Source organism: Variovorax flavidus (assembly GCF_030317145.1).
Taxonomy (GTDB): domain Bacteria; phylum Pseudomonadota; class Gammaproteobacteria; order Burkholderiales; family Burkholderiaceae_C; genus Variovorax; species Variovorax flavidus.
Genome location: NZ_JASZYE010000003.1, coordinates 751,466 through 766,251, shown reverse-complemented (window position 1 = coordinate 766,251; position 14,786 = coordinate 751,466). Strand labels below are relative to the sequence as shown.

General features: G+C 65.2%; 12 protein-coding genes. 4 read left to right on the top strand and 8 right to left on the bottom strand.

Features of this window, described 5'->3' with window-relative positions; genetic code table 11:
- Positions 1 to 3,219: an efflux RND transporter permease subunit gene (locus QTH90_RS18845; RefSeq protein WP_286666086.1), complete on the bottom strand. Its 3,219-nt coding sequence runs from the start codon at positions 3,217 to 3,219 to the stop codon at positions 1 to 3.
- Between the two features lie 63 nt (positions 3,220 to 3,282).
- Here QTH90_RS18845 and QTH90_RS18840 point away from each other — a divergent pair, with 63 nt between their 5' ends.
- Entirely contained in the window at positions 3,283 to 3,822 is a 540-nt protein-coding gene (locus QTH90_RS18840) for a gluconokinase (RefSeq protein ID WP_286666085.1), read from the top strand.
- Here the strand turns inward: QTH90_RS18840 and QTH90_RS18835 are convergent.
- From QTH90_RS18835 to QTH90_RS18820, 4 genes are read right to left on the bottom strand one after another with little or no spacing between them, the layout of a single operon-like run.
- Positions 3,819 to 4,427, bottom strand: coding sequence for a 3'-5' exonuclease (locus QTH90_RS18835; RefSeq protein WP_286666084.1), 609 nt, complete (start codon positions 4,425 to 4,427; stop codon positions 3,819 to 3,821). The two genes, QTH90_RS18840 and QTH90_RS18835, sit on opposite strands and share 4 nt — an antisense overlap.
- 17 nt (positions 4,428 to 4,444) lie before the next feature.
- The gene (gene fghA, locus QTH90_RS18830; RefSeq protein WP_286666083.1) at positions 4,445 to 5,311 is read right to left on the bottom strand and encodes an S-formylglutathione hydrolase; all 867 of its coding nucleotides are present in this window, start codon (positions 5,309 to 5,311) and stop codon (positions 4,445 to 4,447) included.
- Positions 5,308 to 6,219, bottom strand: a complete 912-nt coding sequence (locus QTH90_RS18825; protein WP_286666082.1) for an alpha/beta fold hydrolase — start codon at positions 6,217 to 6,219, stop codon at positions 5,308 to 5,310. Before QTH90_RS18825 ends, fghA begins: the two co-directional genes overlap by 4 nt.
- Before the next feature lie 7 nt (positions 6,220 to 6,226).
- Complete coding sequence (locus tag QTH90_RS18820; protein WP_286567130.1) at positions 6,227 to 7,333, bottom strand: S-(hydroxymethyl)glutathione dehydrogenase/class III alcohol dehydrogenase; 1,107 nt, start codon at positions 7,331 to 7,333, stop codon at positions 6,227 to 6,229.
- A 65-nt stretch (positions 7,334 to 7,398) separates the two neighbouring features.
- Here QTH90_RS18820 and aroQ point away from each other — a divergent pair, with 65 nt between their 5' ends.
- From aroQ to QTH90_RS18805, 3 genes are read left to right on the top strand one after another with little or no spacing between them, the layout of a single operon-like run.
- Positions 7,399 to 7,854, top strand: coding sequence for a type II 3-dehydroquinate dehydratase (gene aroQ / locus QTH90_RS18815; RefSeq protein ID WP_286666081.1), 456 nt, complete (start codon positions 7,399 to 7,401; stop codon positions 7,852 to 7,854).
- Positions 7,851 to 8,963, top strand: coding sequence for a mandelate racemase/muconate lactonizing enzyme family protein (locus tag QTH90_RS18810; RefSeq protein ID WP_286666080.1), 1,113 nt, complete (start codon positions 7,851 to 7,853; stop codon positions 8,961 to 8,963). Before aroQ ends, QTH90_RS18810 begins: the two co-directional genes overlap by 4 nt.
- A complete protein-coding gene (locus QTH90_RS18805) occupies positions 8,963 to 9,598 on the top strand; it encodes a DNA-3-methyladenine glycosylase I (protein ID WP_286666079.1) in 636 nt (211 codons plus the stop codon). Before QTH90_RS18810 ends, QTH90_RS18805 begins: the two co-directional genes overlap by 1 nt.
- Before the next feature lie 8 nt (positions 9,599 to 9,606).
- Here QTH90_RS18805 and QTH90_RS18800 read toward each other — a convergent pair whose 3' ends face one another.
- Genes QTH90_RS18800 through QTH90_RS18790 form a run of 3 tightly spaced genes read right to left on the bottom strand, consistent with a single transcriptional unit; the run spans position 9,607 to position 14,354 of the window.
- The gene (locus QTH90_RS18800; RefSeq protein ID WP_444814745.1) at positions 9,607 to 11,235 is read right to left on the bottom strand and encodes a SpoVR family protein; all 1,629 of its coding nucleotides are present in this window, start codon (positions 11,233 to 11,235) and stop codon (positions 9,607 to 9,609) included.
- A complete protein-coding gene (locus tag QTH90_RS18795) occupies positions 11,121 to 12,404 on the bottom strand; it encodes a YeaH/YhbH family protein (RefSeq protein ID WP_444814744.1) in 1,284 nt (427 codons plus the stop codon). Before QTH90_RS18795 ends, QTH90_RS18800 begins: the two co-directional genes overlap by 115 nt.
- 27 nt (positions 12,405 to 12,431) lie before the next feature.
- Positions 12,432 to 14,354 carry a PrkA family serine protein kinase gene (locus tag QTH90_RS18790; protein WP_286666076.1) on the bottom strand — a complete coding sequence of 641 codons (1,923 nt, stop codon included), beginning with the start codon at positions 14,352 to 14,354 and terminating at the stop codon, positions 12,432 to 12,434.
- Between the last annotated feature and the right edge of the window lie 432 nt (positions 14,355 to 14,786).

Sequence of the window (14,786 nt, the reverse complement as noted above, 5' to 3'; positions counted from 1 at the left end):
TCAGGTCTCCTGGGGCTCGGCCCCGAGCGAGGGTGGTGCAGATGTGGCGGCTTCGCGCGCTGCCTGGCGGCGCGCGCGGCGGCTGTGGATTTCGGCGAAGACGGCCGGCACGAAGAACAGCGTCGACACTGTCGCGAACAGCAGGCCGCCGATCACGGCGCGGCCGAGCGGCGCGTTCTGCTCGGCGCCTTCGCCGAGCCCCAGTGCCATCGGGATCATGCCGATGATCATGGCCAGCGCTGTCATCAGCACCGGCCGGATGCGCGTCGCGCCGGCTTCGAGCGCGGAGGACAGCGCGGTCGTGCCCGCCGCGAGACGCTCTCGCGCGAATGCCACCAGCAGGATGCTGTTCGCGGTCGCGACGCCCATCGTCATGATGGCGCCGGTCAACGCCGGGACGCTGAGCGTGGTGCCGGTGATGAAAAGCATCCAGGCGATGCCGGCCAGCGCCGCCGGCAGGGCGGTGATGATGATGGCGGCGTCGACCCACGACTGGAAGGTGACCACGATCAACAAATAGACCAGGACGATCGCCATGGCAAGCCCGACGCCGAGCCCGATGAAGGACGACTGCATGGTCTGAACCTGCCCGCGCACCGTCACCTGGCTGCCGCGCGCCAGCTTGGGCCGCATCTCGTCGACGAGCGCCTGCACCTTGGACGCCACGCTCGCGAGGTCGGTCCCCTGGACGCTGACGTACACGTCGACCACCGGGCTGATGTTGTAGCGCGAGACCACCGCCGGCTGCCGGCCCGGCTGGGCGTCGACCAGGTTGCCCAGCAACTGGGGCGCATTGCCGGACGCCGCGCCGCCGCCGCCGGCGCCCACGGGGATGTTGAGCAGCGAATCGAGCGAGTCCACGTTGTACTGCGGCGACTGCACGGCGATGTTGTAGACCACGCCGTTCTGGGGATTCAGCCAGAAGGCCGGCGCCGTCTGCGAACTGCCGGACAGGGCGATCAGCACGTTCTGCCCGACGTTTGCCGCCGTGAGTCCGAACTGCTGCAGCCGCGTGCGGTCCATCTGCAGGTTCAGGCCAGGGCCGTCCAGCCGCTGGTGCACGTGCGCGTCGACCGCGCCGGGAATCTGCCGGATGGCCTTGACCAGTTCCGCCGCGCGGGCGGCGTTGGCGTTGACGTCGTTGCCGCTGAACTGGACGTCGATGGCCGCTGGCAGGCCGAAGTTCAGGATCTGCGTGACGATGTCCGCCGGCTGGAAGAAGAACTCCGTACCCGGAAAGCGCTTGGGCAGTTCCGCGCGCAGCAGCGACACGAACTCTTCGGTCGGCCGGTGTCCGTCGCGCAGCGACAGGAGGATTTCGCCGTCCAGCGTGCCGATGGTCCCGGCATTGCTGTAGGAGAGGTTGATGCCGCTGTTGGGCACCCCGAGGTTGTCGAGGATGGTTTCGAGCTGGTCCTTGGGCACCAGCTCGCGGATGGCCGCTTCGACTTCGTCGGCGAGCCGCGCCGTTTCCTCGATGCGGGTGCCGGTGGGGGCGCGCATGTGAAGACGGATCTGGCCTGCATCCACGCCGGGGAAAAAGTCGCGCCCGAGGACCGGATACAGCAGGCAGGACAGGACGCAGAAACCGAGGAAAAGCACGATGAACTGACCGCGCTTCGCCAGCAAGGCCGACAGCACGAGCGTGTACGCGCGCCGCACGCGCTCGAACTTGCGGTCGAAGCTGCGGTAAACCCGCTGCAACAGGCTCGGGTTGGTGTCGGCCGCGGCCTTGGCGTGGACGCCGCCCATCAGCAGCATGACCAGCGTCGGGACCAGCGTGCGCGAGAGGATGTATGACGCCAGCATCGCGAACACCACGGCCTCCGCCAGCGGCACGAAGAGGAAGCGCGCCACCCCCGAAAGGAAGAACATCGGCACGAACACGATGCAGATGCACAGCGTCGAAACGAAAGCCGCGGGGCCGATCTCTCCGGCACCGACCAGGATGGCCTCGTTGAGTTCGGTGCCCATGTGCAGATGGCGCTCGATGTTCTCGATCGTCACGATCGCCTGGTCCACCAGAATTCCGACCGAGAGCGCCAGGCCGCCCAGCGTCATCAGGTTGAGCGTCTGGCCCAGCGCATAGAGCACGAGGATCGACGCCAGGATCGACAGCGGGATCGTCAGCGCGATGATCAGCGTGCTGCGCCAGTTGCCCAGGAAGAGCAGCACCATCGCGGCCGTCAGCGCTGCCGCGATGATGGCTTCGGCCACGACGCCCTGCACGGCGGCCTTGACGAAGACCGATTGGTCGAAGAGCGGCGTGATCTTGATGTCCGCCGGCATGCCCTGCGCGGCGACGGGAAGCAGCGCGCGCAGGTTGGAGACGATGTCCAGGGTCGAGGCCCCGCCGTTCTTCAGCACCGACAGCAGCACGCCGCGGACGCCGTCCTGCCGCACCACGTTGGTCTGCGGCGAGAACCCGTCCCGCACGTTCGCGACGTCGCGCAGGTAGGTGGTCGCGCCGGCGGCGGTGCGCACCGGCAGGTCGTTGAGACCGGCAATCGCCTCGGGCGAGCCGTTCATGCGCACGCTGTATTCGGTGGCGCCGAACTTGGCCGTGCCCGACGGCAGGATCAGGTTCTGCGCATTGACCGCGTTGACCACGTCGGCCGGCGAAAGGCCTCGCGCCTGCATCGCCTGCGTGTCGAGGTCGACCGAGATGAGCCGGTTCTTGCCGCCGTAGGGGAAAGGCACCGCCACGCCCGGTACGGTGATGAGTTGCGGCCGAAGCTGGTTGATCGCCGCGTCGAACAGGGCGTTTTCCGCCCGGGTGGGGCTCGACAGCGCGAGCTGGATGACCGGAATGCTCGATGCCGAATACTTGATGACCAGCGGCGGGGTGATGCCCGGCGGCAACTGGCGGACTTGTGTCTGCATCGAGGCCACCACCTGCGCGATGGCCGTCTCGATGTTCGCCGTCGGCTGGAAGAAGACCTTGATGACGGTCACCCCCGCCAGTGACTGCGACTCGATGTGCTCGATGTCGCTCACCGTCGTGGTCAGGCTGCGTTCCGTCTGGCCGGCGATGCGCTGGCCCATCTCCTGGGCCGGCAGGCCGCCGTAGTTCCAGATGATGCTGATGACCGGAATATTGATTTCCGGAAAGATGTCGGTCGCCATCCGCAGCAACACGAAAGGCGTGGCCAACACGATGAGCATCGCCATCACGATGAAGGTGTACGGGCGACGCAGAGCCAGCTGAACCATGGACACGACTTGTTACTTCTCGACAACGAGGCCGCCATCATAAGGAGAGATGGCAACACAATGGAGCCTATGCAGCAGCTTTACGTTCCCGGCCGCGACAGCTTTCATTGGCTGGTGGTGATGGGCGTCTCGGGCTGCGGCAAGTCCAGCCTGGGTGCGGCACTGGCGCGAGAACTGGCGCTGCCGCTGATCGAAGGGGACGATTTCCATTCGCCGGAAAGCGTGAGCAAGATGCGCGCCGGCACCGCGCTGACCGATGCCGACCGCGCAGGATGGCTCGCCACCCTCGGAAAGGAACTGGCGGGTCACCCGGAGGGGGCGGTGCTCACCTGTTCGGCACTCAAGCGCGACTATCGCGACCGGCTCCGCGCGGCGGTGCCGGGGCTGCGCTTCGTTTTCCTGGCGTTGACGCGCGAGGAGTCCGAGCGGCGCGTCGCGTCGCGGGCCGGGGCGCACATGTTTCCGGCCAGCCTGGTCGCCAACCAGTTCGCGACGCTCGAATCACCGGTGGGTGAGGCGGGCGTTCTGGAACTCGATGCGACGGCAGCGCAGGCGGAACTCGTCGAGCAGACACGCGCCTGGCTCGCCGGGCCCGCTCCGCAGGGCTAGCCCTCGGCGCGAAGTCCGAGTGCGTCGAACACCCGGATCGCCGCGTACGAATCGTTGGCCGCGTAGCGCAGTTGCGCGTCGGTGAGCTGCCGGTTGGCCCAGTTCGATGTCGTCGCCTTGCGCGACTTGATGAAGCGGCGGTTGAACACCAGCGCCACCGCGGTCTTCACGCCCACCGACTTGCGGTAGCCGCGGCGGCGGAACTCGCTGTCGATGTCGAACACGGCCTGCGGCTCGACGCCGAAGCGCTGGCGGATCAGCCCCAGGTCGCTCGATAGGCCGAAGCCCACCTTGGTGAGTTCCGTCGATGCGAGCAATGCGCCCAGCTCGCCATGGAACTCCGTGCGATGCAACTGGAACAACCAGGCCTCGCGAAGCGTCGCGAACTGGATCACGTGCGGGCCGCCGGAGACTTCGAACTTCGCGAAGGTCGGTTTCGATTCCGTGTCGAAGCCCACCACGCCGCTGGCCAGCAGCGCCGCGGTTGCAGCCTGCGCGTCCTGGTGCGAAGTGACGACCCGGATGTCCTGCAGTCCGAGGCCCTCGAAGGGTTCGAGCAGCGCGATCTGCTCGCGTTCGGGTAGCGGGGGGAGGGCGTGATTCATCGGAGGGGAAGGCCTGTTCAGGCTCTCAGGGCCTTGCCGTGATGCGCCAGGTGATCGGCCATGAAGCTCTGGATGAAGTAGTACCCGTGGTCGTGGCCCTCGTGGCGACGCAAGGTGAGCGGCTGGCCGGCGGAGAAGCACGCCGCCTCGAAGAGCTGCGGGTGCAGTTGTTCGGCCAGGAATTTGTCGGCCAGTCCCTGGTCGACCAGGATGCCTTCCGGATAGGGCGCGACGACTTGCGACTGCATCAGCGCGCAGGCGTCGTGCGCGAGCCAGGCGCTCCGGTCGCTGCCGAGATAGCCGCTGAATGCCTTGTCGCCCCACGGACACTGCGAAGGCGCGCAGATCGGCGCCAATGCCGAGAGCGACCTGAACTTGCCCGGATGCCGCAGCGCGAGGGTGAGTGCGCCATGGCCGCCCATCGAGTGGCCGAAGATGCCGATCCGCTTCGAATCGATCGGGAAGGCTTGCGCGGCGAGCGGGAGCAACTCGTGGATCAGCCAGCTTTCCATGCGCCAGTGCTCGGCCCAGGGCTCGGCCGTTGCGTCGAGATAGAAGCCGGCGCCAATGCCGAAGTCCCAGCTCGCCGTGGCGCCGTCGATGCCCTCGACCGCCGGTCCGCGCGGGCTGGTGTCCGGTGCGATCAATGCAAGACCCAGGTCGGCCGCGACGCGCTGCGCGCCGGCTTTCACCATGAAGGTTTCCTCGTTGCACGTCAGGCCCGCGAGGTACATCACGGCGGGGACGGGCCCACGCTCCGCTTGCGGCGGCAGGTACACCGAGAAGCGCATCGGCAGCCCGATCTCGCGCGAGGCGTGCTCGTGGAAGCGCTGCACGCCGCCGAAGCAGCGGTGTTCGGAAAGTGTCTTCAGGCTGTCTGTCATGTCTTGAGTGCGGGTACGAGTTCGAGCACCGCGTCGGCGAACACGCGCGGTACTTCCTGCGGCATGTTGTGGCCGACGCCGGGCACGACACGGTGCGAGCGGGGTCCGGTGAAGCGGTGCGCATGGGCGGAGGCATCGGCCACGGGCCTCACGCCATCGTCGGCGCCGTCGAAAGTGATCGTCGGCACGGTGATGGATGGCTGCGCGGCCAGTCGTGCCTCGATGGCGGCATAGGCCGGGTCGCCCGGCACGAGGCCGAAGCGGTGGCGGTACGAGTGGATCACGACCTCGACGAAATCCGGGTGGTCGAAGGCTGCCGCGCTGCGCTCGAAGGTCGCGTCGTCGAATTTCCATGTCGGCGACCAGAGCCGCCAGAGCAGCCGGGTGATGCCGCGGCGGTCGGCCGCGAGTCCGGCACGTCCGCGCTCGCTGTGGAAGTAGTACTGGTACCAGAGCCGGTGTTCGTTCTCCGCGACCTCCGGCTCCATGGACCTGGCGATGTTCTGGATGTTGTAGCTGTTGAAGGAGACCAGGCCTGCGCAGCGCTCGGGCCAGAGTGCTGCCACGACGCAGGCGGCGCGACCGCCCCAGTCGTAGCCGGCCAATACGGCGCGCGGGATCGCGAGCGCATCCAGCAGCGCGAGCAAATCCGCGCCCAGCGCAGCCTGTTCGCCGGAGCGCGGTGTGGCGTCGCCAAGGAAGCGCGTGGCGCCGTAGCCCCGCAGGTACGGCACGATCACCCTGCAGCCGGCACCGGCCAGCAGGGGTGCGACCTCGGCGTAGCTGTGAATGTCGTACGGAAAACCATGCATGAGCAACACCGGCGGGCCGTCGGCGGGGCCGTCCTCGTGGTACGCGATGTCGAGCACGCCGGCCCGGACGGTGCGAAGAGCCTGCATGGTCGGCATGTCGGCCTCAGTACAGGACCACGCCGCGGATGGATTCGCCGCTCTTCATGAGGTCGAAGCCCTTGTTGATGTCTTCCAGCGGCATCGTGTGAGTGATCAGGTCGTCGATGTTGATCTTGTTTTCCATGTACCAGTCGACGATCTTCGGGACGTCGGTGCGTCCGCGCGCGCCGCCGAAGGCCGAGCCTTCCCACTTGCGTCCGGTCACGAGCTGGAAGGGGCGGGTGCTGATCTCCGCGCCTGCCTCCGCCACGCCGATGATGATGCTGCGGCCCCAGCCCTTGTGCGTGCATTCCAGCGCCTGGCGCATCACCTGCGTGTTGCCGATGCACTCGAAGCTGTAGTCGGCGCCGCCGTCCGTGAGCTGCACGATGGCGTCCACCACGTTGGGCGTGTCCTTCGGGTTGATGAAGTGCGTCATGCCGAATTTGCGCGCCATCGCTTCGCGGGCCGGGTTCAGGTCGACGCCGATGATCTTGTCGGCGCCCACCATCTTCGCGCCCTGGATCACGTTCAGGCCGATGCCGCCGAGGCCGAACACGACCACGTTCGCACCGGCTTCCACCTTGGCCGTGAAGATCACGGCGCCGATGCCGGTGGTCACGCCGCAGCCGATGTAGCAGACCTTGTCGAAGGGTGCGTCCTCGCGGATCTTGGCCAGCGAGATCTCGGGCGCGACGGTGTAGTTGCTGAAGGTGCTCGTGCCCATGTAGTGGAAGATGGGCTTGCCGTCCAGGCTGAAGCGGCTGCTGCCGTCGGGCATCAGGCCCTTGCCCTGCGTGCCGCGGATCAGCTGGCACAGGTTGGTCTTGCGCGAGAGGCAGAACTTGCACTGCCGGCATTCGGGCGTGTAGAGCGGGATGACGTGGTCGCCCTTCTTGAGCGTGGTCACGCCGGGGCCGACGTCGACCACGATGCCAGCGCCTTCATGGCCGAGGATGGCCGGGAAGATGCCTTCGGGATCGGCGCCCGACAGCGTGTAGTAGTCGGTGTGGCAGATCCCGGTGGCCTTGATTTCCACCAGCACCTCGCCGAACCGGGGGCCTTCGAGGTCGACGGTTTCGATGGTCAGGGGCGCGGCGGATTTCCAGGCGACGGCGGCTTTGGTTTTCATGGGTCCTTGGGGGTTCGGTTCGGGAACCGGGCACTATAAGATGCCCGGCACAGGAGCGTCATGTCATGAAGAAAATCCTTGTCCTCAACGGCCCGAATCTGAACCTGCTCGGCACGCGCGAGCCCGCGCAGTACGGCTACGAAACCCTGGCCGACGTCGAGCGCATGTGCGCCGAAACCGGTGCGAAGATCGGCGTGGAAATCGAGTGCCGGCAGTCCAACCACGAAGGCCAGCTCATCGACTGGATCCACGAGGCCGGCCGCGAAGTGGCGGCGGGCCGCATGTTCGGCGTGGTCATGAACCCCGGTGCCTACACGCACACCTCGGTTGCGCTGCACGACGCCATCAAGGGCGCGAGCGTGCCGCTGGTCGAGCTGCACATCTCCAATGTTCACGCGCGCGAAGAGTTTCGCCATCACTCGTACATCTCGCCCGCGGCGCGCGGAATCATCGTCGGCTTCGGCGTGAAGGGCTATCCGCTCGCGATCGAGGCGCTGGTGCGCGTGAGCGAGCCGAAGTGAAGATCAGATCGGTCCAGCCCTTCATCCTGCACGTGCCGGTCACCGGCAGCCAGATCGCCGACAGCACGCACAGCATCACGCATTGGGGCGTGGTCGGCGCGCAGATCGAAACCGAAGACGGCCTGAAAGGCTACGGCTTCACCGGTACGCACGCGCACTTGCCCGGCGACCAGCTCATCACGCGCTGCATCGAAACCTGCCACGCGCCGCTGCTGGTCGGGGAAGACGCGAATGACGTGCACCGGCTGTGGCTCAAGCTCGCCCGCAACCCCGCGCTGCAGTGGATCGGCCGTGCCGGCATCACCACGCTGTCGCTGGCGGCGATCGACATCGCGCTGTGGGACCTGAAGGCCAAGCTTGCCGGCGTGCCGCTCTGGAAGCTGCTGGGCGGTCAGGTCCGCCAGAAGGTCAGGGCCTACAACACCGACATCGGCTGGCTCAGCATCGCGGATGACAAGCTGGTCGAAGGCGCACGGCGTGCGGTGGACGAAGGCTTCACCGGTATCAAGATCAAGGTCGGTTCGACCGTGGGCCGCGATCTGCGCCGGCTCGAAGCCGTGCGAAAGGCGATCGGGCCGGATGTCACGCTGGCGGTCGACGGCAACGGCAAGTGGAGCCTCGCCGACTGTCTGCGCTTCTGCCGCGGCGCGGAGGCGTCCGATGTGTTCTGGTTCGAAGAACCGCTCTGGTACGACGACGTCAAGGGCCATGCGCAACTCGCGCGCGCCACGCGCATTCCGGTGGCGCTCGGCGAGCAGCTCTACACGGCCGACGCGTTTTCGGAGTTCTTTGCGCAGCAGGCCATCCATTGGGTGCAGCCTGACGTGACGCGCATGGGCGGCATCACCGAAGTCCTGCAGGTCTGCGAGGCCGCGCATGCGTTCCGCTTGCCGGTCGCGCCGCATGCGGGCGACATGAGCCAGGTCCACGTGCATCTGAGCTACGCCCATCCGGCCTGCGAGGTGCTGGAGTACATCCCCTGGATCAAGGCCTGCTTCACCGATCCGGCCGAAGTGGTGGACGGCCATTTCGCGCTGCCGCAAGAGCCCGGCGCAGGGACCACCCCGACCTCCGACGCCTGGCAGAAGTACCGCCAGGCCACCGCATGATGAGCGAGCGGGCTGGCTTGTTCGAAGGCACGGACGGCGCGTTGCGCTGTCGCTGGTGCGAATCGACGCAGATCTATCGCGACTACCACGACAGCGAATGGGGCTTTCCGGTCACGGATGACCGGCGGCTTTTCGAGAAGCTGTGCCTCGAAGGATTCCAGGCTGGCCTGAGCTGGCTGACCATCCTCAACAAGCGGGAGGCTTTCCGCCTCGGCTTTGCGCAGTTCGAGGCCGAGCGGGTGGCGCGCTTCGGTGCCGATGATGTGGCCCGGCTGCTGGCCGACGCGGGCATCGTGCGGCATCGCGGCAAGATCGAGTCGGCCATCAACAACGCGCAGCGCGTGCTCGAACTGCGCGAGGAGTTCGGCTCGCTGGCTGCGTATGCGTGGCGCTTCGAGCCTGAGGCCGCTTCACGCCCGAAGCGGATCACGCACGAGGCCCTGCGCGCGATGACGACGTCGGCCGAATCGATCGCGATGTCCAAGGATTTGAAAAAGCGCGGCTGGAGCTTTGTCGGTCCGACGACCGTCTATGCCTTCATGCAGGCCATGGGCCTGGTCAACGATCACGTCGAGGGCTGCCACGCCCGCGACAAGGCGCTCAAAGCTCGCGCGAAGCTCAAGCTGCCGCGCTGACCCCGCAACTACGCAGCCTGCGGCCCCGCCACCTTGCGGTGGTTCACGCGGCCCTGGCTGTCGACGCTCTCCAGATGGACGTCGAAGCCCCACAGCCGCGCCACGTGCTTGAGCACTTCCTGCGAGTCGTCGTGCAGCGGGCGGTTGTTGTGCTGGGTGTGGCGCAGCGTCAGTGACCGGTCGCCGCGCAGGTTGACGCTCCACACCTGGATGTTGGGCTCGCGGTGGTTGAGGTCGTACTGGCGCGACAACGATTCGCGCAACTGGCGGTAGCCGCTGTCGTCGTGGATGGCCGACACCTCGAGTTCGGGCTCGCTTTCCTGGTCGCGCACCGCAAAAAACCGGAAATCGCGCATCAGCTTGGGCGAGAGGAATTGGCCGATAAAGCTCTCGTCCTTGAAATTGCGCATGGCGTAATCGAGCGAGGTCAGCCAGGGGGTGCCCGCCAGATCGGGGAACCAGCGCTTGTCTTCATCGGTCGGCTTTTCGCAAATGCGACGGAGATCCGTGTACATCGCGAATCCGAGGGCATAGGGATTGATGCCGCTGTAAGCGCGGTGACCGATCGGCGGCTGGAACACCACGTTGGTGTGCGACTGCAGCCATTCCATCATGAAGCCGTCCGCCAGCAGGCCTTCGTCGTAGAGCGTGTTGAGCAGGGTGTAGTGCCAGAAGGTCGCCCAGCCTTCGTTCATGACCTGCGTCTGGCGCTGCGGATAGAAGTACTGCCCGATTTTGCGCACGATACGCACCACTTCGCGTTGCCAGGGGTCCAACAATGGTGCATTTTTCTCGATGAAGTACAGCAGGTTCTCCTGCGGCTCCGCGGGGAAGCGCTTGGACGCTTCTTCCTCCTCGGCGCTTCGGCCGCTGCGCCGGGGCAGGGTGCGCCACAGGTCGTTGACCTGCTGTTGCAAATGATGCTCGCGCTCCTCGCGGCGCGCCTGTTCCTGGCTGAGCGACAGCCGTTGGGGGCGGCGGTAGCGATCGACGCCGTGGTTCATCAGCGCGTGGCAGGAGTCCAGCAGGTCCTCGACCGCCGACACGCCGTGGCGTTCCTCGCACTCGCTGATGTAGTTCCGGGCATAGACCAGGTAGTCGATGATGGACGAGGCATCCGTCCACATCTTGAAGAGGTAGTTGCCCTTGAAGAAGCTGTTGTGGCCGTAGGCGGCATGGGCGATCACCAGGGCCTGCATCGCCATGGTGTTTTCTTCCATGAGGTAGGCGATGCACGGATCGGAATTGATCACGATCTCATAGGCCAGGCCCATGTGGCCGCGGCGGTAGTTCTTCTCGGTGGCAATGAACTGCTTGCCGTAGGACCAATGGCGGTAGATGACCGGCATGCCCACCGAGGCGTAGGCATCCATCATCTGCTCGGCCGTGATGATCTCGAGCTGGTTGGCGTAGGTGTCCAGCTTGTAGCCGCGCGCCACGCGGGCGATCTCGCCGTGGTACTGCTCGATCAGTTCGAAAGTCCAGTCCGACGGGCTGGGCAAGGGGGTTCGGGTCTTCGCGTTCACGCCGGTCCTCTCTCTTTCTTGAACAGGTCGCGGAACACGGGGTAGATGTCCTGCGCATCGGCCACCTTGCGCATGGCAAAGTTCTTGTGCGAGCCGACCAGCTGGGTGTATTCCTCCCACATGTTCTGCTCGGCCTCGGCCACCTGTACATAGGCGTAGTAGCGCACCACCGGCAGCAGGTGGTCGCTCAGCAGTTCGCGGCAGCGGCCGCTGTCCTGGTGCCAGTTGTCGCCGTCGCTGGCCTGCGCGCCGTAGATGTTCCACTCGTTGCTCGGGTAGCGCGCGCGGATGATGTCGTTCATCAAGGTCAGGGCGCTGGACACCACGGTGCCGCCGGTCTCCGTGGCATGGAAGAACTCTTCCTCGGTGACTTCGGCCGCCTGCGTGTGGTGGCGGATGAAGACGAGGTCGATCTTCTCGTAGTGCCGCGTCAGGAACATGTAGAGCAGCATGAAGAAGCGCTTGGACATGTCCTTGCGCGCCTCGTCCATCGAGCCGGAGACATCCATCAGGCAGAACATCACCGCCTTGGCCGAAGGCACCGGCACCTTCACGCGATTGCGGTAGCGCAGGTCGATCGGGTCGAGATAGGGAATGCGCTTGGCCTTGGCACGCAGTTCCTCGAGCCTGGCTTCGGTTTCACGGATCTCGCGCTGCACCAGCGCATCAGAAACGCGAGGGCTGCGCTGCAGATGCAGCAGATGCGCCTCGAGTTCACGGATTTCGCGCCGGGAGTCGCCGCCCAGCGCGATGCGCCGTGCCAGCGCGCCGCGCATCGAACGCACCACGTGCAGGTTGCTCGGATTGCCGTCGCTGACGAAGCCGGCGCGGTGGCTCTTCCACTCCGGCACTTCGGCCAGCTGGGTGCGGATCAGATGGGGCAGGGCGAGGTCCTCGAAGAAGACCCGCATGAACTCTTCCTTGGTCAGGCGGAAGACGAAATCGTCCTCGCCACCTTCGCCGTCGCCGGCCTGCGAGCCGCTGCCCGAACCGCCGCCGCCTTGCGGCCGCTCGATGCGGTCGCCCTTGACGTACTCCTTGTTGCCCGGATGCACGTACTCGCGGTCGCCGCCCTGGCCGTGGCCGAACACGGGCTCGGACACATCGCGCTTGGGCAGCGTGATGTCCTCCCCCTGTTCGAGGTCGCGAATGCCGCGGCCGCTGACGGCACGGCGCACGGCTTCACCGATCTGCTCGCGGTAGCGCCGCAGGAAACGCTCGCGGTTGCCAATGGACTTGTTCTTGCCCGACAACCGGCGGTCGATGATCTGCTGCAGCATGGCCACGGCCGGAACTCCTTCAGCTCATCATGAGCTCTTGCGAACGCGTAAATACCACTCGCACAGCAGACGCACCTGCTTGGCGGTGTAGCCCTTCTGCACCATGCGATTGACGAAGTCCTCGTGCTTCTTGAGCTCGTCGGCGCTGCTCTTGGCGTTGAAGCTGATGACGGGCAGCAACTCCTCGGTGTTGGAGAACATCTTCTTCTCGATCACCGTGCGCAGCTTCTCGTAGCTGGTCCACAGCGGGTTCTTGCCCGCGTTGCCGGCGCGCGCGCGCAGCACGAAGTTGACGATCTCGTTGCGGAAGTCCTTGGGGTTGCTGATCCCCGCGGGCTTCTCGATCTTCTCGAGCTCGGCGTTGAGTGATCCGCGGTCGAAGACCTCGCCGGTGTCCTGGTCGCGGTACTCCTGGTCCTGGATCCAGTAGTCGGCGTAGGTCACGTAGCGGTCGAAGATGTTCTGGCCGTACTCCGAGTAGCTTTCGAGGTAGGCGGTCTGGATCTCCTTGCCGATGAACTCCGCGTAGCGCGGCGCCATCAGTTCCTTGATGTAGGACAGGTACTTCTGCTCCGTCTCGGGCGCAAACTGCTCGCGCTCGATCTGCTGTTCGAGCACATACATGAGGTGCACCGGATTGGCCGCGACCTCGCTGCTGTCGAAGTTGAAGACCTTGGAGATGATCTTGAACGCGAAGCGCGTCGAGGTGCCGCTCATGCCTTCGTCGACGCCCGCGTAGTCGCGGTACTCCTGGATGGACTTCGCCTTGGGGTCGGTGTCCTTCAGGTTGTCGCCGTCGTAGACCTGCATCTTGCTGAAGATGCTGGAGTTCTCGGGTTCCTTGAGGCGCGTAAGCACCGAGAACTGCGCCATCATGCGAAGCGTGCCGGGCGCGCAGGGCGCTGCGGCGAGCGACGAGTTGCGCACCAGCTTCTCGTAGATCTTGATCTCTTCCGACACGCGCAGGCAGTACGGCACCTTGACGATGTAGATGCGATCAAGGAAGGCTTCGTTGTTCTTGTTGTTGCGGAAGGCTTTCCATTCGCTCTCGTTGCTGTGTGCGAGCACGATGCCGTCGAACGGGATGGCGCCGAAGCCTTCCGTGCCCTTGAAGTTGCCCTCCTGCGTGGCCGTCAGCAGCGGGTGGAGCACCTTGATGGGCGCCTTGAACATTTCGACGAACTCCAGCAAGCCCTGGTTGGCCAGGCACAGGCCACCGGAGTAGGCGTAGGCGTCAGGGTCGTCCTGCGCGTAGTCCTCGAGCTTGCGGATGTCGATCTTGCCGACCAGCGAGGAGATGTCCTGGTTGTTCTCGTCACCCGGCTCGGTCTTGGCAACCGCGATCTGGCGCAGCACCGAGGGGTAGCGCTTCACGACCTGGAACTTCCGGATGTCGCCGCCGAACTCCTCGAGGCGCTTCACGGCCCAGGGCGAGAGGATGCGCTGCAGATAGCGGCGAGGGATGCCGTATTCCTTCTCGAGGATCTCGCCGTCTTCCGTCGCGTCGAAGAGCCCGAGCGGCGTTTCGTTGACCGGCGAACCCTTGATCGAATAGAAGGGCACGTGCTCCATGAGCTGCTTGAGGCGCTCGGCGATCGAGCTCTTGCCGCCGCCGACCGGGCCCAGCAGATAGAGGATCTGCTTCTTCTCTTCCAGCCCTTGCGCGCCATGCCTGAAGTACGAGACCACCTGCTCGATGGCGTCCTCCATGCCGTAGAACTCGCGGAAGGCCGGGTAGATCTTGATGACCTTGTTGGCGAAGATGCGCGACAGGCGAGGGTCGTTGCGCGTGTCCACCAGTTCGGGTTCACCGATGGCTTCGAGCATGCGTTCCGCCGCAGTGGCATACGCCATGGGCTCCCGTTTGCAGATCTCGAGATATTCCTGCAGGGACAGGACCTCTTCGCGCGTACGCTCGTAACGAGCGGCGAAGTTGCTGATGACATCCATAGACACCTCCATCGAGTCAGCGGGGCGCTGCCCGGAGTCTCCGTGCTGCACACGTTGCATCGTTCGCAGGAATGGTGCCAGGTGATGTGTGCACGCTTTGGATCAACTCCTCAAGCAGGAACTTGGTTAAAGCATAGAACAAAGAGCGCCTCCAGCAAATTGCTTTTCTTGCTTTTCCGTTAAGAACAACAAGAAGGTGAAAAAGTTCATGGGAAAGGCATGGCGGCGTTCGAAACAATCGCCAGTCCTCACGTGCGCGGCGGTCCTGTCAACGAGCATCTTGATGGGGGTCGCGCAAGCAAGGCTGTCGGATTTCGTCATCTGCGCTTGTCCGTTCTTTCCATATGCCTTGAACGTCTATTTCTGCACGAACGCCCGTGCTTTGCCATCGGCATACGGATAAACGCGCAAAGCGCGACAATCACCGTGAAC

Coding starts and splice junctions, on each gene's coding strand:
- QTH90_RS18805 (WP_286666079.1), top strand. CDS start 8,963: ATGAGCGAGCGGGCTGGCTTGTTCGAAGGCACGGACGGCGCGTTGCGC.
- QTH90_RS18825 (WP_286666082.1), bottom strand. CDS start 6,219: ATGCCGACCATGCAGGCTCTTCGCACCGTCCGGGCCGGCGTGCTCGAC.
- aroQ (WP_286666081.1), top strand. CDS start 7,399: ATGAAGAAAATCCTTGTCCTCAACGGCCCGAATCTGAACCTGCTCGGC.
- QTH90_RS18795 (WP_444814744.1), bottom strand. CDS start 12,404: ATGCTGCAGCAGATCATCGACCGCCGGTTGTCGGGCAAGAACAAGTCC.
- QTH90_RS18820 (WP_286567130.1), bottom strand. CDS start 7,333: ATGAAAACCAAAGCCGCCGTCGCCTGGAAATCCGCCGCGCCCCTGACC.
- QTH90_RS18835 (WP_286666084.1), bottom strand. CDS start 4,427: ATGAATCACGCCCTCCCCCCGCTACCCGAACGCGAGCAGATCGCGCTG.
- fghA (WP_286666083.1), bottom strand. CDS start 5,311: ATGACAGACAGCCTGAAGACACTTTCCGAACACCGCTGCTTCGGCGGC.
- QTH90_RS18840 (WP_286666085.1), top strand. CDS start 3,283: ATGCAGCAGCTTTACGTTCCCGGCCGCGACAGCTTTCATTGGCTGGTG.
- QTH90_RS18790 (WP_286666076.1), bottom strand. CDS start 14,354: ATGGATGTCATCAGCAACTTCGCCGCTCGTTACGAGCGTACGCGCGAA.